Origin of the sequence: Klebsiella africana (assembly GCF_020526085.1) — a bacterium.
Lineage (GTDB): Bacteria > Pseudomonadota > Gammaproteobacteria > Enterobacterales > Enterobacteriaceae > Klebsiella > Klebsiella africana.
Genome location: NZ_CP084874.1, coordinates 379,432 through 402,668, shown reverse-complemented (window position 1 = coordinate 402,668; position 23,237 = coordinate 379,432). Strand labels below are relative to the sequence as shown.

General features: G+C 57.4%; 22 protein-coding genes. 9 read left to right on the top strand and 13 right to left on the bottom strand.

What is annotated here, in order from left to right; all coding sequences use genetic code 11:
- Positions 1-17 precede the first annotated feature (17 nt).
- From dam to LGL98_RS01785, 9 genes are all read right to left on the bottom strand, one after another.
- Complete coding sequence (dam, locus tag LGL98_RS01825; RefSeq protein WP_136033678.1) at positions 18-845, bottom strand: adenine-specific DNA-methyltransferase; 828 nt, start codon at positions 843-845, stop codon at positions 18-20.
- A gap of 78 nt (positions 846-923) precedes the next feature.
- Positions 924-2,210, bottom strand: a complete 1,287-nt coding sequence (gene damX / locus LGL98_RS01820; protein ID WP_136033680.1) for a cell division protein DamX — start codon at positions 2,208-2,210, stop codon at positions 924-926.
- 84 nt (positions 2,211-2,294) lie between these two features.
- Positions 2,295-3,389 (bottom strand): 3-dehydroquinate synthase, encoded by a 1,095-nt coding sequence (gene aroB / locus LGL98_RS01815; RefSeq protein ID WP_136033682.1) that lies wholly within the window; start codon positions 3,387-3,389, stop codon positions 2,295-2,297.
- A gap of 54 nt (positions 3,390-3,443) precedes the next feature.
- Positions 3,444-3,965 (bottom strand): shikimate kinase AroK, encoded by a 522-nt coding sequence (gene aroK, locus LGL98_RS01810; RefSeq protein WP_002920267.1) that lies wholly within the window; start codon positions 3,963-3,965, stop codon positions 3,444-3,446.
- Positions 3,966-4,235: 270 nt separating this feature from the next.
- A complete protein-coding gene (gene hofQ, locus LGL98_RS01805; protein ID WP_168435392.1) occupies positions 4,236-5,477 on the bottom strand; it encodes a DNA uptake porin HofQ in 1,242 nt (413 codons plus the stop codon).
- Entirely contained in the window at positions 5,413-5,793 is a 381-nt protein-coding gene (locus LGL98_RS01800) for a HofP DNA utilization family protein (RefSeq protein ID WP_136033686.1), read from the bottom strand. Before LGL98_RS01800 ends, hofQ begins: the two co-directional genes overlap by 65 nt.
- The gene (locus tag LGL98_RS01795; RefSeq protein ID WP_136033689.1) at positions 5,783-6,211 is read right to left on the bottom strand and encodes a HofO family protein; all 429 of its coding nucleotides are present in this window, start codon (positions 6,209-6,211) and stop codon (positions 5,783-5,785) included. The genes LGL98_RS01800 and LGL98_RS01795 overlap by 11 nt, the downstream gene beginning before the upstream one ends.
- Positions 6,201-6,734, bottom strand: coding sequence for a PilN domain-containing protein (locus LGL98_RS01790; protein WP_136033691.1), 534 nt, complete (start codon positions 6,732-6,734; stop codon positions 6,201-6,203). The genes LGL98_RS01795 and LGL98_RS01790 overlap by 11 nt, the downstream gene beginning before the upstream one ends.
- Positions 6,718-7,518: a type IV pilus biogenesis protein PilM gene (locus tag LGL98_RS01785; protein WP_136033693.1), complete on the bottom strand. Its 801-nt coding sequence runs from the start codon at positions 7,516-7,518 to the stop codon at positions 6,718-6,720. The genes LGL98_RS01790 and LGL98_RS01785 overlap by 17 nt, the downstream gene beginning before the upstream one ends.
- 118 nt (positions 7,519-7,636) lie before the next feature.
- On the opposite strand from LGL98_RS01785, the gene mrcA reads away from it, so the two are divergent.
- The gene (gene mrcA / locus LGL98_RS01780; RefSeq protein WP_136033695.1) at positions 7,637-10,195 is read left to right on the top strand and encodes a peptidoglycan glycosyltransferase/peptidoglycan DD-transpeptidase MrcA; all 2,559 of its coding nucleotides are present in this window, start codon (positions 7,637-7,639) and stop codon (positions 10,193-10,195) included.
- 52 nt (positions 10,196-10,247) lie between these two features.
- Here the strand turns inward: mrcA and nudE are convergent, their stop codons facing one another.
- The gene (gene nudE, locus LGL98_RS01775) at positions 10,248-10,808 is read right to left on the bottom strand and encodes an ADP compounds hydrolase NudE (protein WP_025711887.1); all 561 of its coding nucleotides are present in this window, start codon (positions 10,806-10,808) and stop codon (positions 10,248-10,250) included.
- Between the two features lie 320 nt (positions 10,809-11,128).
- On the opposite strand from nudE, the gene LGL98_RS01770 reads away from it, so the two are divergent.
- The 5 genes from LGL98_RS01770 to pckA all read left to right on the top strand — a co-directional run bounded on the left by LGL98_RS01770 (position 11,129) and on the right by pckA (position 17,288).
- Entirely contained in the window at positions 11,129-13,258 is a 2,130-nt protein-coding gene (locus LGL98_RS01770) for an intracellular growth attenuator family protein (RefSeq protein ID WP_136033698.1), read from the top strand.
- A 60-nt stretch (positions 13,259-13,318) separates the two neighbouring features.
- On the top strand, positions 13,319-14,002 hold the full coding sequence (yrfG, locus tag LGL98_RS01765; RefSeq protein ID WP_136033700.1) for a GMP/IMP nucleotidase: 684 nt from the start codon (positions 13,319-13,321) through the stop codon (positions 14,000-14,002).
- A complete protein-coding gene (gene hslR, locus LGL98_RS01760) occupies positions 13,999-14,400 on the top strand; it encodes a ribosome-associated heat shock protein Hsp15 (protein WP_136033702.1) in 402 nt (133 codons plus the stop codon). Before yrfG ends, hslR begins: the two co-directional genes overlap by 4 nt.
- An 18-nt stretch (positions 14,401-14,418) precedes the next feature.
- Positions 14,419-15,303, top strand: a complete 885-nt coding sequence (gene hslO, locus LGL98_RS01755; protein WP_168435384.1) for an Hsp33 family molecular chaperone HslO — start codon at positions 14,419-14,421, stop codon at positions 15,301-15,303.
- Positions 15,304-15,665: 362 nt separating this feature from the next.
- Entirely contained in the window at positions 15,666-17,288 is a 1,623-nt protein-coding gene (gene pckA / locus LGL98_RS01750; RefSeq protein WP_136033705.1) for a phosphoenolpyruvate carboxykinase (ATP), read from the top strand.
- Between the two features lie 77 nt (positions 17,289-17,365).
- Here pckA and envZ read toward each other — a convergent pair whose 3' ends face one another.
- A complete protein-coding gene (gene envZ, locus LGL98_RS01745) occupies positions 17,366-18,721 on the bottom strand; it encodes a two-component system sensor histidine kinase EnvZ (protein WP_136033707.1) in 1,356 nt (451 codons plus the stop codon).
- Entirely contained in the window at positions 18,718-19,437 is a 720-nt protein-coding gene (ompR, locus tag LGL98_RS01740) for an osmolarity response regulator transcription factor OmpR (protein ID WP_001157751.1), read from the bottom strand. Before ompR ends, envZ begins: the two co-directional genes overlap by 4 nt.
- A 227-nt stretch (positions 19,438-19,664) precedes the next feature.
- Here ompR and greB point away from each other — a divergent pair, with 227 nt between their 5' ends.
- A complete protein-coding gene (gene greB / locus LGL98_RS01735; RefSeq protein WP_002920503.1) occupies positions 19,665-20,138 on the top strand; it encodes a transcription elongation factor GreB in 474 nt (157 codons plus the stop codon).
- Between the two features lie 100 nt (positions 20,139-20,238).
- Positions 20,239-22,569, top strand: coding sequence for a Tex family protein (locus tag LGL98_RS01730; protein ID WP_136033709.1), 2,331 nt, complete (start codon positions 20,239-20,241; stop codon positions 22,567-22,569).
- Positions 22,570-22,771: 202 nt separating this feature from the next.
- On the opposite strand, the gene LGL98_RS01725 is transcribed toward LGL98_RS01730, so the two are convergent.
- Positions 22,772-23,017 carry a hypothetical protein gene (locus tag LGL98_RS01725; protein WP_226651877.1) on the bottom strand — a complete coding sequence of 82 codons (246 nt, stop codon included), beginning with the start codon at positions 23,015-23,017 and terminating at the stop codon, positions 22,772-22,774.
- Between LGL98_RS01725 and feoA the strand changes: the two genes are divergently transcribed.
- A complete protein-coding gene (gene feoA / locus LGL98_RS01720; RefSeq protein ID WP_025711878.1) occupies positions 22,983-23,210 on the top strand; it encodes a ferrous iron transporter A in 228 nt (75 codons plus the stop codon). The two genes, LGL98_RS01725 and feoA, sit on opposite strands and share 35 nt — an antisense overlap.
- Positions 23,211-23,237 lie beyond the last annotated feature (27 nt).

The following is a 23,237-nucleotide window of genomic DNA, read 5'->3' as shown; positions in this document are numbered from 1 at the left end:
CCGCATCTCCTTGAAATTTATTTGGTCTTAGGCGGACGGTAGAGCGCTAAGAGCTCATCCACCTTTTTACGCGTACCACCGTTGCTGCTGATGCTGCGCCGAACTTTCACAATATGCGTTTCTGCCGCGTTTTTATACCATTCCTGCGTCAACGGTGTACGGTGGTTGGAAATCAGCACCGGGATCCGCTTTTTCATCAGCGATTCCGCCTTTTGCGCCAGCAGTACCTGTTGTTCCAGATTGAAGCTGTTGGTGTGGTAGGCGGTAAAGTTCGCCGTCGCCGTTAGCGGCGCATAGGGCGGATCGCAATACACCACTGTGCGGCTATCGGCACGTTGCATGCACTGTTCGTAAGATTCGCAGTAAAACTCGGCGTTTTGCGCCTTCTCGGCGAAATGATAGAGCTCAGCTTCGGGGAAATAGGGCTTTTTATAACGGCCAAATGGCACATTGAACTCGCCGCGCAGATTGTAGCGGCACAGGCCGTTGTAGCCGTGACGGTTCAAATACAGGAACAGCACCGCACGACGCAGCGGATCCTGGCTTTGATTAAATTCATCACGATACTGGTAGTAGCGCTCAGCGACGTTATTTTCCGGGATAAACATCTCGCGGGCGGCAGCGACATATTCGTCGGTGCGCAATTTGACGATGTTGTACAGACCGATCAAGTCACTGTTGATATCCGCGAGGATATAACGAGAAAAGTCGGTATTGAGAAATACCGACCCGGCGCCCACAAAGGGCTCGATTAAACACTCGCCTTCCGGCAAATGCTTTTTAATATCGTCAAGCAGGGGGTACTTCCCCCCTGCCCACTTTAGAAAAGCGCGATTCTTTTTCATGCTGCCTAACTAATTACACGTTCTCCGGCTGTGGAGAAAGCTCCGACAGCATCCTGCGCTTAAGACTACCCCACGGCATTATTTCAGGTCAGCCTGAACCTGATGCAGCGGTTTTGCCCATGGATTTTTCGCCTGCACGTCCGCCGGCAGCGAGGTAACAGCGCGTTTCGCTTCTTCTTTTGAAGCATAAATCCCGCTCACCAGCACGTACCATGGTTGGCCGTTACGCGATGTTTCATAGACAACATATTTTTCCAGCTTCTCTTTCTTCGCCCAGTTGTTCAGGTTGTCGTAGTTAGAGGAGCTGCTGAGCTGCAGGGTGTAGTTACCCGACGGCGCAGATTTCATTGAGCTGACGTCACCTGCCGTTTTACCGCTCTTCGCGGCCGGTGCTGCCGCTGCGGCTGGCGCAGCAGTGGAGGTGGTCGCTGTTGCTGCAGGTTTATTCTGCGCTGTTGCCACCGGTTTGCTTTCCGCGACGGTCGTTTTCGCCGGGGTGGTGGTCGCCGCGCTTTCAACATGCTTCGGCTGAACCGGCTTCGTTTCTACCGGCGCTTTCGCCACGGCCTGAGGCTTCGGCTGCGGCTTTGCTTCGATAACGGTGTGCTTACGCTCAGCCGGACGCGGCGTTGCCGCCGTCTGACGTTCGGTCGCCTGGCGCGGTGCCGCGGTGCCATTAGCGCCATTACGAATTGGCGCGACGGTTGCCGGTTCAGTGGGCAGCGTCGAGTTGGCTACGGCGCCGTCCAGCTGGCCCTGCTGCTGGGTCAGCGCATTGTTCAGATCGCCCTGAACTTCAACACGCTGCTGGCCCTGCGGCTCTGCCGATGACTGGCTCTGCGTCGGATTTGTGGCAATAGGCGGGACCGTGACGTCCTGCTGTGAGGTGGTATTGGCGGCGGTCTGATCCTGGCCGGCAGCAGGCGTGCTGGTGGACTGATCGTCAGACAGATTAATGCTCTTCTCGCCGGAAGCGGTCTGCTGGCTGGACGATGAAGGCGATTTCAGCGCGGAACCGATACCCACGATTAACAACAGCAGCACCAGAATTCCCACACCCATCATGATGTACTGACGGGAGGCAGGTTTAGCCGGCGCTTTTTTACGCTTGCGCGGACGACGCTCTACAGGCTGCTCTTCGAGCATCTCTTCGTCTTCCGCATCCAGTTCTTCTTCGAATTCTTCCTCATCACGCTCGCGGCGGGCCTTACCGGCACGCGTCGGACGATCTTCATCGGCATCAAGATCGACATCGTCGAAATTGATCTGCGGATCGGCATCACGCTCGGAAGACTGACGGGAACGACCAGCACGACGATCGTTGCGATCGGCTTTCATATCGTCTTCTGGTTTGAAATCATCCATTTAACACCCCACTAAAAGGCTTATGCTCACGATTATTGCACATCACCCGAAATGATAACGCCGCGCGAACGCGGCCAGACCTTCTTATTGTTGCGCCTGCTGAGTATCAGCAATCGCGCCAAGAACCACATCGTGCGGCACTCCGCCGCGTAACTCGCTGCTTCCTATTGCCAGCGGGAGCACTAGCCGCATTTCGCCAGCCAGAACTTTTTTATCGCGCATCATATGGGGCAAATACGCCTGCGCACTCATTTCCTGCGGGCCGCGTACCGGCAAGCCTGCACGCCTGAGCAGATCGATAATGCGCTGAGTATCCTGCGCGCGGAACTGCCCCAGCCGTTGGGCGGTATGCGCCGCCATGACCATACCTGCCGCCACCGCTTCACCGTGCAGCCAGTTACCGTAACCCATTTCTGCCTCGATAGCATGGCCGAAGGTATGTCCAAGATTGAGTAAAGCACGTAACCCGGTTTCACGCTCGTCGGCAGCCACAACTTCCGCTTTCAGCTCACAGCAACGGCGAATACAGTACGCCATCGCTTTTTCATCCAGGGCCAGCAGCGCATCAATGTTGTTTTCCAGCCAGCAGAAGAATTCGCCGTCGAGGATCACGCCGTACTTGATGACTTCAGCCAGCCCGGAAGCGAGCTCGCGCTTCGGGAGTGTTTTCAAGCAGTTAAGGTCAACCACCACGGAAACCGGCTGCCAGAAGGCACCAATCATGTTTTTGCCGAGAGGGTGGTTAACTGCGGTTTTGCCGCCGACCGACGAATCGACCTGCGACAGCAAGGTGGTAGGGACCTGGATAAAACGCACGCCGCGCTGATAGCTTGCCGCGGCGAAACCGGTTAAATCACCGATCACCCCCCCGCCAAGCGCCACCAGTGTAGTATCGCGGCCATGTGGTTTCTGCAACAGCGCGGTAAACACGGTATCCATTACCGCCAGGCTTTTGTACTGCTCGCCGTCTGGCAGAATGACGCTGTCAACGTTGACCCCAGCCTGCTCCAGCGCGGAGCGGACGGTATCCAGATAAAGCGGCGCCAGCGTTTCGTTGGTGACCAGCATAGCCTGGTCGCCCGACTTGAGTGGCAGGAAGGAAGCTGGATCGTTAAACAAACCAGCCGCGATGGTAATCGGGTAACTACGTTCCCCGAGGGTAACAGTAAGCCTCTCCATAACGCGACATCCACCTCAGTAACTTTTACTCTGACGCACTTTATTAAGCCAGAATCAGTTGCTTTCCAGCATATGAATAATCTGGTTCGCGACGACTTTCGCACTCTGATCGTCTGTGCGAATAGTCACATCGGCGATCTCTTCATATAGCGGGTTACGCTCGTCAGCCAGCGCTTCCAGCACTTCACGAGGCGGCGCATCGACTTGTAGCAAAGGACGCTTTTTATCGCGCTGCGTACGGGCCAACTGCTTCTCGATTGTTGTTTCCAGGTAGACCACCACGCCGCGGGCGGAGAGACGGTTACGCGTTTCACGGGATTTTACAGAGCCGCCGCCAGTCGCCAGCACAATCCCCTGTTTTTCCGTCAACTCATTGATAATTTTTTCTTCACGGTCGCGGAAGCCTTCTTCGCCTTCAACATCGAAGACCCAGCCCACATCAGCGCCAGTGCGTTTCTCAATCTCTTGATCAGAATCGTAAAATTCCATGTTGAGCTGTTGGGCTAACTGGCGCCCAATAGTGCTTTTGCCGGCACCCATAGGCCCAACCAGAAAGATATTGCGTTTCTCTGCCATTTTTTCGGTACTACTAAGACTATTCGTTAATGATAAACCCGCTTCGCAGACACCCAGCGCCGCAGGGCATGAACTGAAACCTCATATGCAATAGAGCGAGAGTCAGACTAAAAATTATCTCAATACTCCGGCTGGTTTGGCAACTGAATAAAATCGCCGGACAATAAAGGGAGGATTGATGTCGTACCCGACTCTCAAATCGGTACCCCTTGTATGCTAAATCCGTCCTCACGTCAAACACCTGAAACGTGTTTAGCATGAAAAACCTGCTTAACGTACTGCCAGAATCCGTGGCGTAATAAAGACAACCAGTTCACGACGTTCATTATCCTTCCCGTCACGACGAAACAGACGCCCCAGCACCGGGATATCGCCAAGCAGCGGAACGCTGTCGCGGGCGGTTTTGTTTTTCTGCGAAAAGATGCCGCCCAACGCTAAAGTCTCGCCGCTGCGAACTTCCACCAGGGTCTCTATCTCCTGTTTATCGATGGCCATTGTCTCGCCATTCTCCTGCTTTAATACCTGACCTGGCGTATTTTCACTGATCCGCAGTTTCAGCCGCACTCTCCCTTGCTGCAGCACTGTCGGCGTCACCTCCATCCCCAATACCGCCTCTTTAAACTCCACCGACGTGGCGCCGCTTTCGCCGCTGGAGACCTGATAGGGGATCTCACTTCCCTGTTTGATGCTGGCGGGTTGCATATGGGAAGCCAGTAAACGCGGGCTGGCGATAATCTCGACCTGCTGCTTGCGCTCCAGCGCGGAAAGTTCCAGCTCAAGCAAACGGCCGTTAATTTTGCCGATATTAAACCCTGCGCGGGTGCTGGCATCGTTTACCGACACATCGCTGCTCAGGGTGGTGATTTGCCCGGAGCCAGGAGAGCTTCCGGCTTCCGCCAGCCGCCACTTCACCCCCAGCTCACGAAGGCTGGTTTCGCTCATCGACACGATATGGGCGGCCAGCTCTACCTGACCGACCGGTAGATCCATCTCCTGAGCCCAGGCTTTAAGCGCCGGAAGATGAAAGGCATCGTCGCGGATCAGCAGGCGATTGGTTCGCTTATCCGCCATTAAGTTCCCCCGGGCGCTGAGCAACTTGCCGCCCGTTTTTGCCAGCTCCTCAGCATCGGCAAAGTGCAGGGTCACGCTCTCCGCCTGCAGCGGCAGGTTCTGCAGGCGTTTCGCCTGTTCGGCTTCACGCTGTGCCTGATGTGCCTTTTGCCAGGCCTGAGTGTGCGCGTAAATAACCGTCCCCTGCTGTTGCAAAGAGAGGCCCGCGCTGTCTGCCACCGCCCGCAACGCCTGAGTCCAGGGGACCTTCTGCAGGTGCAGGGAGAGCGTGCCGCTGACATCCGGCGCCACGACCAGATTCTTATGGTTCATTTCGGCCAGGGCTTGCAGCACTTGGGCCACCGGCGCGTCGTCAACGACCAGCGAAACCAGTTTGTCATTTCGCGCGGCGACCACCGCCAGAGGCAGCAGCAGAAACAGGAGGCTTATCCATCGCATTATGTTGTTTCCCTTCACGTTGCCAGCGCCACGCTGGCGGTTCACACCCCGCAGGTGTGGCGATCTCCAGCTCACCGGCTGTCATCCGGTTCACTCGCCATCCTGTAGATAATTGCTCATTTATTTGTACCCGCTGCCACTTGCCGCTCCCGTCCTGCAGAAATCCCCTCCAGCCTGCGTCATCGCCGGTCGCCCCGCCATAACGCCATTGCGCTAACTGCGCCGTACGGCAGGGATCCTCAACCGGCAGGAAAGGATCTCGCCCGGCGGCCAGCAGCGACAGCGGTAGCCACAGTAAAGCCCAGCATTTACCGATCATCTTCCGCCTCCAGTTGCAAACGCAGACGGAGCGCCGGCGCCTCGCGATACAACGAGAACGAGCGCGGACTCATCCCGCAGCGCGCCAGCCAGGCAAAAAACGCGGGTACCGTCTGCCAGGGCAGGGACAATTCCATCTCACCGCCGCTCCCCTGTGGGCGCCAGGCGATAAGCCTGGTGCCGGCAAGCGGAATGGCGATGGGCGAAAACGGCTGCTTGTCGATACTTGCCCCAGGTGTTTCATCCGCAGGTATGCGCAGAGCCATCGCCCGGCGCCACTGCGTTTGCATAGCCACGTCGCGAGACGCCGAGGTCAGCGGCTGCCGGGTAGCGTGCCAGAGTGCCGCACCGCCTCCCAGCATCCCCAGCATAAACAGGATCAGCAGCAGCTTCTGGCTGCGATGGATATTAATCTGCATTGGAACGCTCTCCCGCCAGGGTAAAGCTGAACTGCCAGCGTCCCTCGGCGTCGCGCTGGGTTCCGCCAGCTTTTGCCGGCGCGAATCCTGGGACGCTCGCCAGTACGTTCTCCACGCTGGCCAGGGCCTGCAGGTTCAAAGCGAGGCCGTTGAGCGTCAGGACCGCCTCCTGATAATCCAGTCGCGTCAGCCACGCCTGCGCGGGCAGATCTGCCGCGAGCGCCTGCAGCCTGGGTTGCCAGGCGGCGATCGCCGATCTGCGCTGGTACTGCTGGCGCTGCCGTTGATGCTGCTGCCACGCCTCACGCATCGCCTGTTCGCGCTGCTTAAGCGAGGCGAGCAGCTGCGCATCTGCCGTCGCGTGAAGCGTCGCCAGGAAGTCGTGCTGCATACGCGCCATTCGGCTCACCAGCAGGCTCCCCCCGCCCAGCAGCACAATGCCGATGGCAAACAACAGGGCGTAGCGCAAGCGCTGGCGGCGGCGAAGGTCACGCCAGGGAAGAAGATTAACGACATGCGTCATGGCGCCCGCCCCCCAGCGCCAGCCCAAGGGCAATAGCATAGCGATCGCCATCGGCCGGCAACGGAGGCTGCCGGCGGTGAATCACCTGCCAGGCATCAAAACTGTTGGCCTCATCACCAGCATCCGTGCACAAACGCAACGGCATTTGCAGCTGCTTCGCCAGCTGGCTTAAGGAGCCCACTTCATCGCAGGCCTCACAGCCCCAGGCCTCCTGGGTCGCCCATAGCCAGTGCTTTTCATCCCGCCAGGCAAGGGCCTGCTCTGTCGCCGTCATCCACGGGAAAAAGGCGCCCAGCGCGCTGGCATCCGGCACGATGGCCGCCACCCGCAGTCGCAGCCGCCCTGCCAGCTCCCGCAGGACATTGATGTCCAGCCGCTGCGCCGCTGTGACCTGCCAGCCGTCATCCCGCGGGGTGGGCGCATAATCAATACATAAGGAGGCGGCGGGCATCGCCAGCTGCTGGGTCATGGCGCTGGCTATCCACGTCGCCTGTTCTCGATCCCGCAGGGCGAACTGGGGATACGGCAGGCGCTTTTGCAATGTGCGCACCGCGGGAAAAGCGATACTGACCTGATGCTGCGCCGGTAGTTCCCGGCGCCAGGCGGCCAATCGTGTACCGAGAGCGCTGACGTCCGCCACCATTCCCTGGCGTACCAGGCCTGGCGGCAGAGGAATACGCCACCAGCGGCGCAGCGCCCAACGTGAGCGCTCATGCAGTAGCGCGACAATGGCAATGCTATCCTGTTGGATATGCATTCCGATCCGCCAGTTTCTGAAAGCCATGCTTACGATCTCCTTATCCGGCAAAACTGTCCGGCTATATCAATGCACCTGGCTTGCCTTTATACTACCGCGCGTTTGTTTATAAACTGCCCAAATAAAACTAAATGGGAAAACACCGGTGAAGTTCGTAAAGTATCTATTGATCCTTGCAGTCTGTTGCGTACTGCTGGGAGCAGGCTCGATTTTTGGCCTCTACAAATATATAGAGCCGCAACTCCCCGACGTCGCAACCCTGAAGGATGTGCGTTTGCAGATCCCGATGCAGGTCTATAGCGCCGACGGTGAGCTTATTGCGCAGTACGGTGAAAAGCGCCGTATCCCTGTGACGTTGCAGCAAATTCCCCCCGAGCTGGTGAAAGCGTTTATCGCCACCGAAGACAGCCGCTTCTATGAACACCACGGCGTCGATCCGGTAGGTATTTTCCGCGCCGCCAGCGTAGCGATGTTTTCAGGCCACGCCTCCCAGGGCGCCAGCACCATCACCCAGCAGTTAGCACGTAACTTCTTCCTCAGTCCCGAGAAGACGTTGATGCGTAAGATTAAAGAGGCCTTTCTGGCTATCCGCATCGAGCAGTTGCTGAACAAAGATGAAATCCTTGAGCTGTATCTGAACAAGATCTACCTCGGCTACCGCGCCTATGGCGTTGGTGCCGCAGCGCAGGTCTATTTTGGCAAACCTATCGACCAGTTGACCCTGAGTGAGATGGCGGTGATTGCCGGTCTGCCGAAAGCGCCTTCTACCTTCAACCCGCTCTATTCCCTGGATCGCGCCACCGCCCGTCGCAACGTGGTGCTGTCGCGTATGCTGAGTGAAGGGTACATCACCCAGGCGCAATACGATGAGGCGCGCAGCGAAGCGATCGACGCCAGCTATCACGCGCCGAAAATCGCCTTCTCTGCGCCTTACCTGAGTGAAATGGTGCGTCAGGAGATGGTGAATCGCTACGGCGAGCAGGCCTACGAAGATGGTTACCGGGTCTACACCACCATTACCCGCAAAAACCAGCAGGCGGCCCAGCAGGCGGTACGCAATAACGTGCTGGATTACGATATGCGTCATGGCTACCGCGGCCCGGCCAGCGTGCTATGGAAAGTCGGCGAAACGCCGTGGGAGACGAAGAAGATCGTCGCTTCACTGAAGCGTCAGTCTGGCTACGGCCCGCTTTTCCCGGCGGTGGTCACCTCGGCGAATGCCCAGGAGGCTGTCGCGCTGTTGGCTAACGGCGACTCCGTTTCGCTGACGATGGACGGCGTGCGCTGGGCCCGTCGCTTTATCTCTGATACGCAGCAAGGGGCCACCCCACGTAAAGTCAACGACGTCGTGCAGGCCGGGCAGCAGATCTGGGTTCGCAAGGTGGGTGACAGCTGGTGGTTGTCGCAGGTCCCGGACGTCAACTCGGCGCTGGTCTCCATTAACCCGCAAAACGGCGCGATTATTGCCCTTGTCGGCGGGTTTGACTTTAACCAGAGTAAATTCAACCGCGCCACCCAGGCGCTGCGTCAGGTCGGCTCCAACATTAAGCCGTTCCTCTATACCGCCGCGATGGATAAAGGCTTAACCCTGGCAAGTATGCTCAACGATGTGCCGATCTCACGCTGGGATGCGGGTGCAGGCTCCGACTGGCGGCCGAAGAACTCGCCGCCGCAGTATGCCGGTCCGATTCGTTTACGTCAGGGCCTGGGGCAGTCGAAAAACGTGGTGATGGTGCGCGCTATGCGCGCCATGGGCGTTGACTATGCCGCTGAGTATCTGCAGCGCTTTGGCTTCCCGGCACAAAACATTGTCCATACTGAATCGTTGGCGCTGGGCTCAGCCTCCTTTACTCCCCTGCAGGTCGCTCGCGGATATTCGGTGATGGCCAACGGCGGCTTCCTGGTCAATCCCTTCTTTATCAGTAAGATTGAGAACGATCAGGGCGGCGTTCTCTTCGAAGAACGTCCGAAGATAGCCTGCCCGCAGTGTGACTTACCGGTGATTTACGGCGATACGCCAAAATCCAACGTGCTGGAGAACAAAGATGTGGAAGATGTCGCCACCTCGACGGAACCACAAAATGGCAACGTGCCGCCGCAGCCGCAGCTGGAGCAAGCCAACCAGTCGCTGGTCGCGCAGAGCGGCGCCCAGGAATACGCGCCGCATGTGATTAATACGCCGCTGGCCTTCCTGATCAAGAGCGCGCTGAACAGTAACATCTTTGGCGAACCGGGCTGGATGGGCACCGGCTGGCGCGCCGGACGCGATCTGCAGCGGCATGACATCGGCGGGAAAACCGGGACCACCAACAGCTCGAAGGACGCCTGGTTCTCAGGCTACGGACCGGGCGTGGTGACGTCGGTTTGGATCGGCTTTGACGATCATCGTCGCGATCTTGGCCGGACCACCGCCTCCGGAGCGATTAAAGATCAGATCTCTGGCTATGAAGGTGGTGCCAAAAGCGCCCAGCCGGCCTGGGACAGCTTTATGAAGAGCGTGCTGGAAGGCGTTCCGGAAGAACCGTTAACGCCGCCGCCGGGTATCGTCACGGTGAATATTGACCGCAGCACCGGTCAACTGGCGAACGGGGGCAACAGTCGTGCGGAGTACTTCATTGAAGGCACCCAACCCACGCAGCAGGCGGTCCATGAGGTGGGTACCACCCTGACTGACGGCGGTGGCGAAACCCACGAACTGTTCTGACAAAAAAAGCGCCTGCGGGCGCTTTTTTATTGTTGTGACGACGCGCTTTCGCTCAGAGTCGGCCCTGGGCCTGCAGCCACTCGCGCACTAAAAACAACGCGCTGACGTTACGGGCCTCGTTAAAATCTTCTTCATCCAGCAGCGACATCAGCTGCGCCAGCGGCCAGCGCACCTGCGGCAGCGGTTCAGGCTCATCGCCCGGCAGCGATTCCGGATAGAGATCTTCCGCCACCAGGATATTCATTTTGCTGGAAAAATAGGAAGGGGCCATACTGAGCTTCTTCAGAAACGTCAGCTTATTGGCGCCAAAGCCAACCTCTTCTTTTAGCTCGCGATTGGCCGCTTCCTCTACCGTTTCACCCGGATCAATCAGCCCCTTAGAGAAGCCCAGCTCGTAGGATTCCGTACCGACCGCATACTCGCGAATCAAAATAATGTGATCATCAACAATCGGCACAATCATCACCGCTTCGCGGGTGGAAGGCCGCATACGTTCATAAACGCGACGCACACCGTTGCTGAATTCCAGATCGACGCTTTCGACATTAAAGAGGCGCGAACGGGCGACAGTTTCAACATTGAGAATGGTGGGTTTTTGTAATGATTTGCTCATTGTCATCGGTCTATGCTGTGATTAAGCAGTCATTGTGCGATACGCAACACGCTTTCGGCAATCCAAATCGCTACTTATTTACAGGCTTGTAACCTTTCCCCAGCAAAGAGAAAAGCAATAAAGATAAAAAAGTCAATAGCTTGAATTCTGTTTGGGAATTTACCGATTTCTGCGCTTTAACGTTTTTGGTAAGCTTATGCGCTGCTGCATGACATATTCACTACCCTGTAAGCAGTTGCGCCGCTAATACTGCAGCTTGATGTTAGTCTTCACGTTCGCCAACGTTTTCGTAAGATAAAAATAACTATGATGGGATGGGCATGGGCACCTTTCTGATTTTCCTTACAGCTCTGCTAATCTGCGTATTGCTCATCGGATGGTGGTATCGCTCGCACGCCAGACGTCGCCGCCTCCCCCTACTGCACGCTTTTAGCGACGCCACCACGCGGCCGCTGCCTGCAGACGAGCGGCAGGCAATCGAAAAGTATCTGGCGGAATTAAGCCACGCCCAGCAGGTCCCGGCGTCAGGCGCAACCAGCGCGCCCGTCGCGCTGGCGCTGAATCAACAAAGCGACACCGTCTACGCGGTGACGCGGGCCATTACCCGCTACGGGATCACCACCGACGCGCCGAATAAATGGCGCTATTTTCTCGATTCGGTGGAGGTCCACCTGCCGCCGTTCTGGGAACAGCATATTAATGACGAAAACAGCGTTGAGCTGATCCCCACCGATAGCCTGCCGCTGGTCATCACCCTTAACGGTCATAGCCTGAGCGACTATCGCCAGGAGGCGCAAAGCTACGCCCTGGAACGCGCATCGGCCACCCAGGCATCCATTCGCGGCGAAGAGAGCGAGCAGGTAGAGCTGCGGCAGATCCGTCGGGAAAGCCCGGAAGAACATGCTCTCAACCGCCCGGACGGTCTGCGTGAAGCTATCCTGATCGTCACCTCTTTCCTGTTCTTTTATTTCAGCCTGATTGGGCCTGCTGTCTTTACCCCCTGGCTGGTCGCCGCTGGTTTACTGCTGCTCGCCGCCGGCTTGTGGGGGATCTATGCCCCACCGCGCCGCGCCGCGCTGCGCGAAATCCACTGCCTGCGGGGCGTTCCCAAGCGCTGGGGACTGTTTGGCGAAAACGATCAGGAGCAAATCAATAACATCTCGCTGGGCATTATCGATCTCATCTATCCGCGCCACTGGCAGCCCTGGATTGCCCAGGACCTCGGGCAGCAGACCGATATTGATATCTATCTCAACCGCCACGTGGCTCGTCAGGGACGCTATCTTTCGCTGCATGATGAAGTGAAAAACTTCCCGCTGCAGTACTGGCTGCGCAGCGCGATTATCGCCGCCGGCGCCCTGGTGGTGGTGATTATGCTGTGGGCCAGCGTACCGTTGAATATGCCGTTTAAGTTCACTCTGTCGTGGCTGAAGGGCGCGCAGACAATTGAAGCGACCACCGTCAACCAGCTGGAAAAGGCCCATGTGCGCATCGGCGATACGCTGCGCCTGAGCGGTACCGGAATGTGTAACATCCGCACGCCGGGCAGTTGGTCGGCCAAAGAGGATTCACCGTTCCTGCCTTTCGATTGCTCGCAGATTGTGTGGAACGATGCCCCGCCGCTGCCACTGCCGGAGTCTGATATTGTCGGCAAAGCGACCGCCCTGATCCAGTCCGTTCAGCGCCAGCTACACCCGGAAACCGACGACGATTCCCGCGTCAGCCCGGCGCTGCGCTCTGCCATCCAGAAATCGGGCATGGTGTTGCTGGATGATTTTGGCGACATCGTGCAGAAAACCAACGATCTTTGCTCGGCGAAGGATGACTGCCTGCGGTTGAAGAACGCGCTGGTCAACCTTGGTAATACCCGTAACTGGGAGGCGTTAACCAAGCGCGCCACCGCCGGAAAGCTGGATGGCGTGAACGTGCTGCTGCGGCCGGTCAGCGCCGAGTCGCTGGAGAATCTGGTGACCACCTCAACTGCGCCCTTTGTGATACGCGAAACCTCGCGGGCCGCGCAGGCGCTGAACAGCCCAGCGCCCGGCGGTTTCCTCATCGCCAGCGATGAGGGCAGCGTGCTGGTCAATCAGCCGTGGCCGGCGGTGAGTCTGTATGATTATCCGGCACATGAGCAGTGGGGCGAACTGCGGCGGCTGGCCGGTATGCTCATGCATACCCCCTTCCAGGCTGAAGGGATTGTCACCAACCTGTTTACTGACGCCAATGGCACGCAGCATATCAACCTGCATCGTATCCCTGACCGCAGCGGCCTGTGGCGCTATCTCGGCATCACCTTGCTGCTGCTGTCGATGCTGGGATGCATGGCTTACCACGGCGTGCAGGCCCTGCGTCGTTATCAACGCCATCGTCAGCGGATGGAAGAGATTCAGAAATATTACGAAAGCTGCCTGAATCCGATACTGCTCCCCTCGTCTGACCCGCAAGATTAATTTTCCCGGCGACGGGGTATGATACCCTGTCGCCCATTTTCCGCACGCTGGAGAGTCATCATGCACTTTGATATCGCCTGGCAGGAGGTCGATACCGTTCTGCTGGATATGGACGGCACGCTCCTGGACCTCGCCTTTGACAACTACTTCTGGCAAACGCTGGTGCCTGAAACCTGGGGGGCCGCCCGCGGCCTCAATTTGCAGCAGGCGAAAGACGCCATGCGCCAGGAGTATCACGCCGTGCAGCATACGCTAAACTGGTACTGTCTGGATTACTGGAGCGAGCGCCTGGGTTTGGATATTTGTGCGATGACCAGCGAACAAGGTCCGCGCGCCACGCTGCGCGAGGATACAGTGCCGTTCCTTGATGCGCTCAAGGCTAGCGGTAAGCGACGCATTTTATTAACTAATGCCCATCCCCATAATCTGGCGGTGAAGCTCAAACACACCGGCCTGGATGCGCACCTTGATTTATTACTTTCCACCCACACATTTGGTTATCCGAAAGAGGATCAGCGTCTGTGGCGCGCCGTGGCGGAGGAAACTGGCCTTGAGGCGCATAAAACGCTGTTTGTCGACGACAGCGAGGCGATTCTGGATGCCGCAAGGGAGTTTGGCATTCGTTACTGCCTGGGCATTACCAATCCCGACTCCGGGCTGGCGGAAAAGCAGTATCTGCGCCATCCGGGGCTGAATGATTACCGACGACTGATCCCTTCGCTTACCCCGAAGGAGAGGCGATGAAAGAGAAGCCTACCGAAACCGTCAGACTGGACAAATGGCTTTGGGCCGCCCGCTTTTACAAAACCCGCGCGCTGGCGCGGGAAATGATTGAAGGCGGTAAGGTGCATTACAACGGACAACGTAGCAAACCCGGAAAAATCGTCGAACTCGACGCCATGCTGACGCTGCGCCAGGGCAACGACGAACGGACGGTACGCATTATTGGCATTACCGAACAGCGCCGCCCGGCAAGCGAAGCCGTCACCCTGTATGAAGAGACGGCGGAAAGTATCGAGAAGCGTGAAAAAATGGCCCTGGCACGCAAAATGAACGCCCTGACCATGCCGCACCCTGACAGACGTCTGGACAAGAAAGAGCGCCGCGACTTGATGAGATTTAAACACGGCGAGAGTGAGTAACTCGCGCCAGAAAGAGAGATGATTATGACTCAACACGATCAATTACATCGTTATCTGTTTGAAAACTATGCCGTGCGCGGCGAGCTGGTGACGGTGTCGGAAACCCTGGAACAGATTCTGGCGAATCACACTTATCCCCAGCCGGTGAAAACGGTACTGGCGGAGCTGCTGGTCGCCACCAGTCTGCTGACCGCGACGCTAAAATTTGCCGGCGACATTACCGTGCAGCTGCAGGGTGATGGCCCTTTACAGCTGGCCGTGATCAACGGCAATAACCAGCAGCAGCTGCGCGGCGTCGCGCGCGTGCAGGGCGAGATTGCGGACGATGCGGATCTGAAAACGATGGTCGGCAACGGCTACTTGGTCATTACCATCTCTCCGGAAGAGGGTGAGCGCTATCAGGGCGTGGTGGGGCTGGAAGGCGATACGCTGGCTGCCTGCCTGGAAGATTATTTCCAGCGTTCAGAGCAGCTGCCGACGCGCCTTATCATCCGCACCGGCGAGCACGAAGGCCAGCCGATGGCGGGCGGGATGCTGCTGCAGGTGATGCCGGCGCAGGATGCCCAGACTGCCGACTTCGAGCACCTGGCGACGCTTACCGAGACCATTAAGGCCGAGGAGCTGTTCACCCTGCCGGCAAATGATGTGCTGTGGCGTCTGTACCATGAAGAAGAAGTCACGGTCTACGACCCGCAGAGCGTGGAGTTCAAGTGCACCTGCTCTCGCGAGCGCTGCGCTGGCGCGCTGAAGACCCTGCCGGATGAAGAGATAGATAGCATCCTCGCCGATGAAGGCGAAATTGATATGCATTGCGACTATTGCGGTAATCACTATATCTTCAATGCCATGGATATCGCTGAGATCCGTAACAACGCCTCTCCGGCTGACCCGCAGGTTCATTAATCCCCTCGCCTTCCTCAGACACCGGGCCGCGATTTTCACCCTCGCGCCCCAGTGTCTGACTTTTATTTATTCACGAGTTGAATCAATTTTCCCTGAAAGAGTTACGTAATTTTATTTCAGGAAAGCGATTACATTCACATTTCAGCAGTTTTTTTAATTACTTTTTAACCATTGAGAAACATCTAACCCCACTATGCGGCTATTTCCTGAGATAATCCACTTCACTTCGTGACAGGAGTCACCGTTTTTTTCGTCATTCTGCGAAATGTCGAGATACGTAAATCTATGAGCCTGGTCGCGGTCAATATCCGGTAATTAACCCTACAATTTACATCAGTACATCTTGGCTAAGGAGCAGTGACATGCGCGTTAATCATGGTTTAACCCCGCAGGATCTCAAGGCTTATGGTATCAATGACGTCCAGGATATCGTCCACAACCCCAGCTACGACATGTTATTTCAGGAAGAGCTTGACCCGAACCTGGAAGGCTATGAACGTGGCGTACTCACCAGTCTGGGTGCTATCGCCGTCGACACGGGCATTTTTACCGGCCGTTCTCCGAAAGATAAGTATCTCGTGCGCGACGACACCACCCGCGACACCGTCTGGTGGTCCGATAAAGGCAAAGGTAAAAACGACAACAAGCCGCTTTCGCAGGAAACCTGGCAGCATCTGAAAGGGCTGGTAACCCAGCAGCTGTCCGGCAAACGCCTGTTTATCGTCGACGCCTTCTGCGGCGCCAACGCCGATACCCGTCTCAGCGTACGTTTCATTACCGAAGTGGCCTGGCAGGCACACTTCGTTAAAAACATGTTCATCCGCCCGAGCGACGAAGAGCTGGCGGAATTCGCGCCCGATTTCATCGTGATGAACGGCGCAAAGTGCACCAACCCGCAGTGGAAAGAGCAGGGCCTGAACTCGGAAAACTTTGTCGCCTTCAACCTCACCGAGCGCATTCAGCTGATCGGCGGCACCTGGTACGGCGGCGAAATGAAGAAAGGGATGTTCTCGATCATGAACTACCTGCTGCCGCTGAAGGGCATCGCCTCCATGCACTGCTCTGCCAACGTCGGCGAGAAAGGCGATGTCGCCATTTTCTTCGGCCTCTCAGGCACCGGCAAAACCACCCTCTCCACCGATCCGAAACGCCGCCTGATTGGCGATGATGAACATGGCTGGGATGACGACGGCGTGTTTAACTTCGAAGGGGGTTGCTACGCCAAGACCATCAAGCTCTCTGAAGCGGCCGAGCCGGATATCTATCACGCCATCCGCCGCAACGCCTTGCTGGAAAACGTGGTGGTACGCGCCGACGGCACGGTCGATTTCGATGACGGTTCAAAGACCGAAAATACCCGCGTCTCCTACCCCATCGACCACATCGACAACATTGTTAAGCCAGTGTCTAAAGCGGGTCACGCTACCAAAGTGATCTTCCTGACGGCCGATGCGTTCGGCGTACTGCCACCGGTCTCCCGCCTGACCGCCGACCAGACGCAGTACCATTTCCTGTCCGGGTTTACCGCCAAACTGGCCGGCACCGAGCGCGGCGTGACCGAACCCACGCCAACCTTCTCCGCCTGCTTTGGCGCTGCCTTCCTGTCGCTGCACCCAACGCAGTACGCCGAAGTGCTGGTCAAACGCATGCAGGCAGCCGGCGCGCAGGCTTACCTGGTGAATACCGGCTGGAACGGCACCGGCAAGCGCATCTCGATCAAAGATACCCGCGCCATCATCGACGCCATTCTCAATGGCTCGCTGGACAACGCGGAGACCTTTACCCTGCCGATGTTTAACCTGCAGATCCCGACGGCGCTCCCGGGCGTGGATACCCACATCCTCGATCCGCGCAGCACCTATGGTTCCCCGGAGCAGTGGCAGGAGAAAGCAGACCAGCTGGCGAAGCTGTTTATTGAGAACTTTGAGAAGTATACCGATACGCCAGCAGGCGCCGCGCTGGTGGCGGCAGGGCCGCAGCGCTAACGGGCGCAAAGGTGAAAAAGCCGGGCTTGCCCGGCTTTTTGTTGTGCAACGTCCTGAGCCGCCAACCGCGGATGCGATCAGCTCTCTCTTACGGGTTTCATCGGCGCCAGCACCCGGTGTACTGGCAGCCAGGCACGGATCAGTAATCCGCCGCGTTCGCTGGAGCCAATCTCCAGCCGGCCGTTGTGATTGTCGATAATACGCTGAACAATCGCCAGCCCCAGCCCAGTGCCGCTGGTGCTGCGGGCGCTGTCGCCGCGCACAAACGGCTGGAACAGATGTTCACGCTGCTCTGGTTTGATCCCCGGTCCGTCATCTTCCACCTGGAACCAGGCCCGACTCGCTTCGCTGCCGCTGCTGACCTTGATCCAGCCATTGCCATAGCGGGCCGCGTTGACCACCATATTCGCCAGCGCGCGCTTGATAGACAGCGGGTGCATACGTACCGGGATTTCGCCCGCCTGCAGAGCAGTGGCGATCTCACGCTCATAGCCGCTCTCTGCGGCGATCACTTCGCCCAGCACGGCATTGAGGTCCGCCAGCTCCATCGGCATCTCCTGCCCGGTGCGCAGATAGTCGATAAACTGCTCGATGATGGCGTTGCACTCTTCGATATCTTTGTTGATCGACTCCGCAAGATAGCCGTCCTGCTCGCCCATCATCTCGGTGGCCAGACGAATGCGGGTCAGCGGGGTTCGTAAATCATGACTGACCCCGGCCATCAGCAGCGTACGGTCATCAGCCAACTGCTTCACGCCCGCCGCCATATGGTTAAAGGCGCGCGTCACCGAACGCACTTCGGAGGCGCCGTATTCGCGCAGCGGCGGCGGAATAATGCCGCGCCCGACCTGCAGCGCCGCGTGCTCCAGATCCACCAGCGGGCGGTTCTGAATACGAATAAACAGCCAGGCGCCGCCTATCGCCAGCAGCATAATCGCCAGGGTATAGCGGAACAGCGGCGAGAAGTCGCCCTGATGGATCTCAGTCAGCGGCACTCGCACCCAGATATTGGGCGACAGCCAGGTCTTCAGCCACACCACAGGGGAGCTTTTATTGACCTCTACTCGCACCTCAGTGGGGCCACCAAGCTGATGGGCCATCTGCTGACTTAAGAATTCATAATGCTGCGCCCAGCGCAGCCCTGCGTCTTCCGCCGCTTCATTGGAATAGAGCGAAATGCCCAGCTCACGATAAATTTCTCGACGGAACGCCGGGGGCACCACCAGCTGGGTGCCATCCTCCAGCTGCAGTTTATCGGTCATCAGCATACGCACTTCGTAGGCTAACACTTTATTAAACTGCTGGAGACTCGGCAGGATCGCGAAATTCAGTACCACCAGATAGGTCGTCACCAGGCTGACGAACAGCAAGGTGACGATCAAGAGCAGTGTGCGAGCAAAGGAGCTGCGCGGCGAAAAGCGCACGCGTTTCATGCCTTAGAACCGTCCGGGACGAAGACGTAGCCAAGACCCCAGACGGTCTGGATATAGCGCGGGTGCGCCGGATCCTCTTCCACCATGCGGCGCAGGCGGGAGATCTGTACGTCGATGGAGCGCTCCATCGCAGAGTATTCTCGGCCGCGGGCAAGGTTCATCAGCTTATCGCGGGACAGCGGCTCTCGAGGATGGCTCACCAGCGCCTTCAGGACCGCAAATTCGCCGCTGGTCAACGGCATTGGCTCGTCTTCACGGAACATCTCGCGGGTGCCTAAATTCAGTTTGAATTTACCAAAGGCAATAACCGCCTCTTCCTGCGACGGCGCGCCCGGCAGTTCATTCGCCTGGCGGCGCAGCACCGCCCGGATACGGGCCAACAGTTCGCGCGGGTTAAACGGCTTCGGAATGTAGTCGTCAGCACCGATCTCCAGGCCCACGATCCGGTCGACCTCTTCGCCTTTCGCCGTCACCATAATGATCGGCATCGGGTTACTCTGGCTGCGCAAACGGCGGCAGATAGAGAGACCATCTTCGCCCGGCAGCATCAGGTCCAGCACCATCAGGTGGAAGGATTCACGGGTTAACAGGCGATCCATCTGTTCGGCGTTCGCCACACTACGAACCTGGAAGCCCTGCTCGGTCAGATAACGCTCGAGCAGCGCACGCAGGCGCATGTCGTCATCCACAACCAGAATCTTATAATTCTCTTGCATTGTTTGTACTCCCAAAGGTTCACTGCAATAGTCAGTGCGTATTCTCAAAAAAGCCCGGCGCGCTCACCAGCTAAATCTGGTATATATTCCAGGCTAAATTGTTACAAAGCATATTTAACAGCAGGTTAAGTATACATTTAATCATAAGACACAGTATTTATCCTGTCGGTATTATTACGCGCTACAAATTGTGCGCAACGACAGACTGTCAGAAGGTTGAACTCACGATGAAAACGCCGCTGATCACCCGCGAGGGATATGAAAAACTGAAGCAGGAAATGGACTACCTGTGGCGCCAGGAGCGCCCGGAAGTGACCAAAAAGGTGACCTGGGCCGCCAGCCTCGGGGACCGCAGCGAGAACGCGGACTATCAGTACAACAAAAAGCGCCTGCGGGAGATCGATCGCCGGGTCCGCTATCTGACCAAATGTCTGGAACAGTTAAAGATCGTTGATTATTCACCGCAGCAGGAAGGCAAGGTCTTCTTCGGCGCCTGGGTGGAAATAGAGAACGATGAAGGCGATATCAAACGCTTTCGCATCGTCGGTTACGATGAAATTTTTGGCCGCAAAGACTATATCTCCATCGACTCGCCGATGGCACGTGCGCTGCTAAAAAAAGAGGTCGGCGATCTGGCCATTGTGAACACCCCGGCGGGCGAAGCCAGCTGGTATGTCAACGAGATCGAATACGTAAAATAGACAAGAACTTTCCGAGAGACGCCCGGCGCGGCTGGCATTTTCAGCCGTCAGTCCGTATAACTAGTCCCTGATTTTTGACCCTAAAGATGAATTAAAAGCCATGATGAATGATTCGCTCTGCCGCATTATTGCGGGTGAACTTCAGGCCAGAGCCGAACAGGTAGAAGCTGCCGTTCGCCTGCTTGATGAAGGGAACACCGTGCCGTTTATTGCACGTTATCGTAAAGAAGTCACCGGCGGTCTGGATGACACGCAGCTGCGTAATCTGGAAACTCGCCTCGGCTATCTGCGCGAACTGGAAGACCGTCGTCAGGCGATCCTCAAATCCATCGCTGAACAGGGCAAACTGACCGACGCGCTGGAAAAAGCCATTAACACCACGCTCAGCAAAACCGAACTGGAAGATCTCTACCTGCCGTACAAGCCGAAGCGCCGTACCCGCGGGCAGATCGCCATCGAAGCCGGACTGGAACCGCTGGCTGACCTGCTGTGGAACGAACCGTCCCACGATCCGGAAGCGGAGGCCGCAAAATATATTGATGCCGATAAGGGCGTAGCCGACAGCAAAGCGGCGCTGGACGGTGCGCGCTATATTCTGATGGAGCGGTTTGCCGAAGACGCCGCGCTGCTGGCGAAGGTCCGTGACTATCTGTGGAAAAACGCCCACCTGGTCTCCACTGTCGTCAGCGGCAAAGAAGAGGAAGGCGCCAAATTCCGCGACTACTTCGATCACCATGAACCCATCTCCACCGTGCCGTCGCATCGCGCGCTGGCGATGTTCCGCGGTCGCAACGAAGGCGTCCTGCAGCTCTCTTTAAACGCCGACCCACAGTTTGACGAGCCGCCGAAAGAGAGCCACGGCGAACAAATTATTATCGACCACCTGGGCCTGCGCCTGAATAACGCCCCAGCGGACAGCTGGCGTAAAGGCGTCGTCAGCTGGACCTGGCGGATCAAAGTCCTGATGCATCTCGAAACCGAGCTGATGGGCACCGTGCGCGAACGCGCGGAGGACGAAGCCATCAACGTCTTCGCCCGCAACCTGCACGACCTGCTGATGGCCGCGCCCGCCGGACTGCGGGCCACCATGGGACTCGACCCGGGCCTGCGCACCGGGGTGAAAGTCGCCGTGGTTGACGGTACCGGCAAACTGGTCGCTACCGATACCATCTATCCACACACCGGCCAGGCCGCCAAAGCGGCCGTCGCCGTCGCCGCGCTGTGTGAGAAGTACAACGTTGAGCTGGTGGCCATCGGCAACGGTACCGCCTCGCGTGAAACTGAGCGTTTCTTCCTCGACGTGCAGAAGCAGTTCCCGAAGGTCACCGCCCAGAAGGTGATCGTCAGCGAAGCCGGGGCTTCCGTTTACTCCGCCTCCGAGCTGGCGGCGCAGGAGTTTCCGGATCTTGACGTGTCGCTGCGCGGCGCGGTCTCCATCGCCCGCCGTCTGCAGGATCCCCTGGCCGAGCTGGTGAAAATCGACCCGAAATCCATTGGCGTCGGCCAGTATCAGCACGATGTCAGCCAGACCCAGCTGGCGCGTAAGCTGGACGCGGTGGTGGAAGACTGCGTGAACGCCGTCGGCGTTGACCTGAACACCGCCTCCGTTCCGCTGCTGACCCGCGTCGCCGGCCTGACCCGCATGATGGCGCAGAACATCGTCGCCTGGCGCGACGAGAATGGTCAGTTCCAGAACCGCCAGCAGTTGCTGAAAGTCAGCCGTCTGGGGCCGAAAGCCTTTGAACAGTGCGCGGGCTTCCTGCGTATCAACCACGGCGACAACCCACTGGATGCCTCCACCGTTCACCCGGAAGCTTACCCGGTGGTCGAACGTATTCTGGCCGCCACCCAGCAGGCGCTGAAAGATCTGATGGGCAATAGCAGTGCGCTGCGCCACCTGAAGGCTGTGGATTTCACCGATGAGAAGTTTGGCGTCCCGACGGTCACCGACATTATCAAAGAGCTGGAAAAACCGGGCCGCGATCCGCGTCCGGAGTTTAAGACCGCGAAGTTCGCCGATGGTGTGGAGACCATGAATGACCTGCTGCCGGGAATGATTCTGGAAGGTGCCGTCACCAACGTCACCAACTTCGGCGCGTTTGTTGATATCGGCGTTCATCAGGATGGACTGGTACACATTTCGTCGCTTTCTGACCGGTTTGTAGAGGATCCGCACACCGTGGTGAAAGCGGGCGACATCGTCAAGGTCAAGGTCATGGAAGTCGATCTGCCACGTAAGCGCATCGCCCTGACCATGCGTCTCGACGAGCAGCCGGGTGACAGCAACGCCCGCCGCGGCGGTGGTCAGGATCGCCCGCAGGGCAACCGCCCGGCCGCGAAAGCCGCCAAACCTCGCGGCCGCGAGACACAGCTTGCCGGCAACAGCGCAATGATGGATGCCCTCGCCGCGGCGATGGGTAAAAAACGCTAATCCCTCTCTGCCCCTGTTCCAGGGGCAGTTTTCTTTTCATGACCAGGCCATCGCCATCACGCGCAAAACAGGTTCAGTTGTTTCTGATAACCTGCTTTTATTCCACGTCTGAAAGACAGCGAAATTAATATTTTCATTTCGTTAACTTAAGAAACCTTAATTAAACATTAGATCGCCGAAATAATATTTCGCGCATTTTCGATCACAGACGGATTTTGCGGCACATCAATAAAAAAGTGATTTCCGCTTTAAAAATAGCGTTGATAGCATCATATGTATTGATGATAAAAACCATTCTCATTATCATCACTTTCAGAATGTTTTTTCTTTTTTCGTTGGCTATGGTATCCGGCGCGGTGACATCCCGACGCCCGGTCAATTCATCTTCGGTTAGCGATAGACAAGTAGGCCCTATGCAATTCACACCTGATAGTGCGTGGAAAATCATTGGATTCTCCCGCGATATTAGCCCAGCATACCGTCAGAAATTGCTCTCCCTCGGCATGCTGCCCGGATCCTCTTTTCATGTAGTTCGCGTGGCGCCGCTCGGCGACCCTATTCATATCGAAACCCGACGCGTTAGTCTGGTATTACGCAAAAAAGATCTCGCCTTAATCGAACTGGAAGCGGTTGCACAATAACGGCTGGCCCGGCACAAGAGTCTGAAA

Bases quoted from the DNA above. Each gene is read 5' to 3' on its own strand.
- dam (WP_136033678.1), bottom strand. From the start codon at position 845: ATGAAAAAGAATCGCGCTTTTCTAAAGTGGGCAGGGGGGAAGTACCCC.
- damX (WP_136033680.1), bottom strand. From the start codon at position 2,210: ATGGATGATTTCAAACCAGAAGACGATATGAAAGCCGATCGCAACGAT.
- aroB (WP_136033682.1), bottom strand. From the start codon at position 3,389: ATGGAGAGGCTTACTGTTACCCTCGGGGAACGTAGTTACCCGATTACC.
- aroK (WP_002920267.1), bottom strand. From the start codon at position 3,965: ATGGCAGAGAAACGCAATATCTTTCTGGTTGGGCCTATGGGTGCCGGC.
- LGL98_RS01800 (WP_136033686.1), bottom strand. From the start codon at position 5,793: ATGATCGGTAAATGCTGGGCTTTACTGTGGCTACCGCTGTCGCTGCTG.
- LGL98_RS01795 (WP_136033689.1), bottom strand. From the start codon at position 6,211: ATGCAGATTAATATCCATCGCAGCCAGAAGCTGCTGCTGATCCTGTTT.
- LGL98_RS01790 (WP_136033691.1), bottom strand. From the start codon at position 6,734: ATGACGCATGTCGTTAATCTTCTTCCCTGGCGTGACCTTCGCCGCCGC.
- LGL98_RS01785 (WP_136033693.1), bottom strand. From the start codon at position 7,518: ATGGCTTTCAGAAACTGGCGGATCGGAATGCATATCCAACAGGATAGC.
- nudE (WP_025711887.1), bottom strand. From the start codon at position 10,808: ATGAGCAAATCATTACAAAAACCCACCATTCTCAATGTTGAAACTGTC.
- LGL98_RS01770 (WP_136033698.1), top strand. From the start codon at position 11,129: ATGGGCACCTTTCTGATTTTCCTTACAGCTCTGCTAATCTGCGTATTG.
- yrfG (WP_136033700.1), top strand. From the start codon at position 13,319: ATGCACTTTGATATCGCCTGGCAGGAGGTCGATACCGTTCTGCTGGAT.
- hslR (WP_136033702.1), top strand. From the start codon at position 13,999: ATGAAAGAGAAGCCTACCGAAACCGTCAGACTGGACAAATGGCTTTGG.
- hslO (WP_168435384.1), top strand. From the start codon at position 14,419: ATGATTATGACTCAACACGATCAATTACATCGTTATCTGTTTGAAAAC.
- pckA (WP_136033705.1), top strand. From the start codon at position 15,666: ATGCGCGTTAATCATGGTTTAACCCCGCAGGATCTCAAGGCTTATGGT.
- envZ (WP_136033707.1), bottom strand. From the start codon at position 18,721: ATGAAACGCGTGCGCTTTTCGCCGCGCAGCTCCTTTGCTCGCACACTG.
- ompR (WP_001157751.1), bottom strand. From the start codon at position 19,437: ATGCAAGAGAATTATAAGATTCTGGTTGTGGATGACGACATGCGCCTG.
- greB (WP_002920503.1), top strand. From the start codon at position 19,665: ATGAAAACGCCGCTGATCACCCGCGAGGGATATGAAAAACTGAAGCAG.
- LGL98_RS01730 (WP_136033709.1), top strand. From the start codon at position 20,239: ATGATGAATGATTCGCTCTGCCGCATTATTGCGGGTGAACTTCAGGCC.
- feoA (WP_025711878.1), top strand. From the start codon at position 22,983: ATGCAATTCACACCTGATAGTGCGTGGAAAATCATTGGATTCTCCCGC.
- LGL98_RS01725 (WP_226651877.1), bottom strand. From the start codon at position 23,017: ATGATTTTCCACGCACTATCAGGTGTGAATTGCATAGGGCCTACTTGT.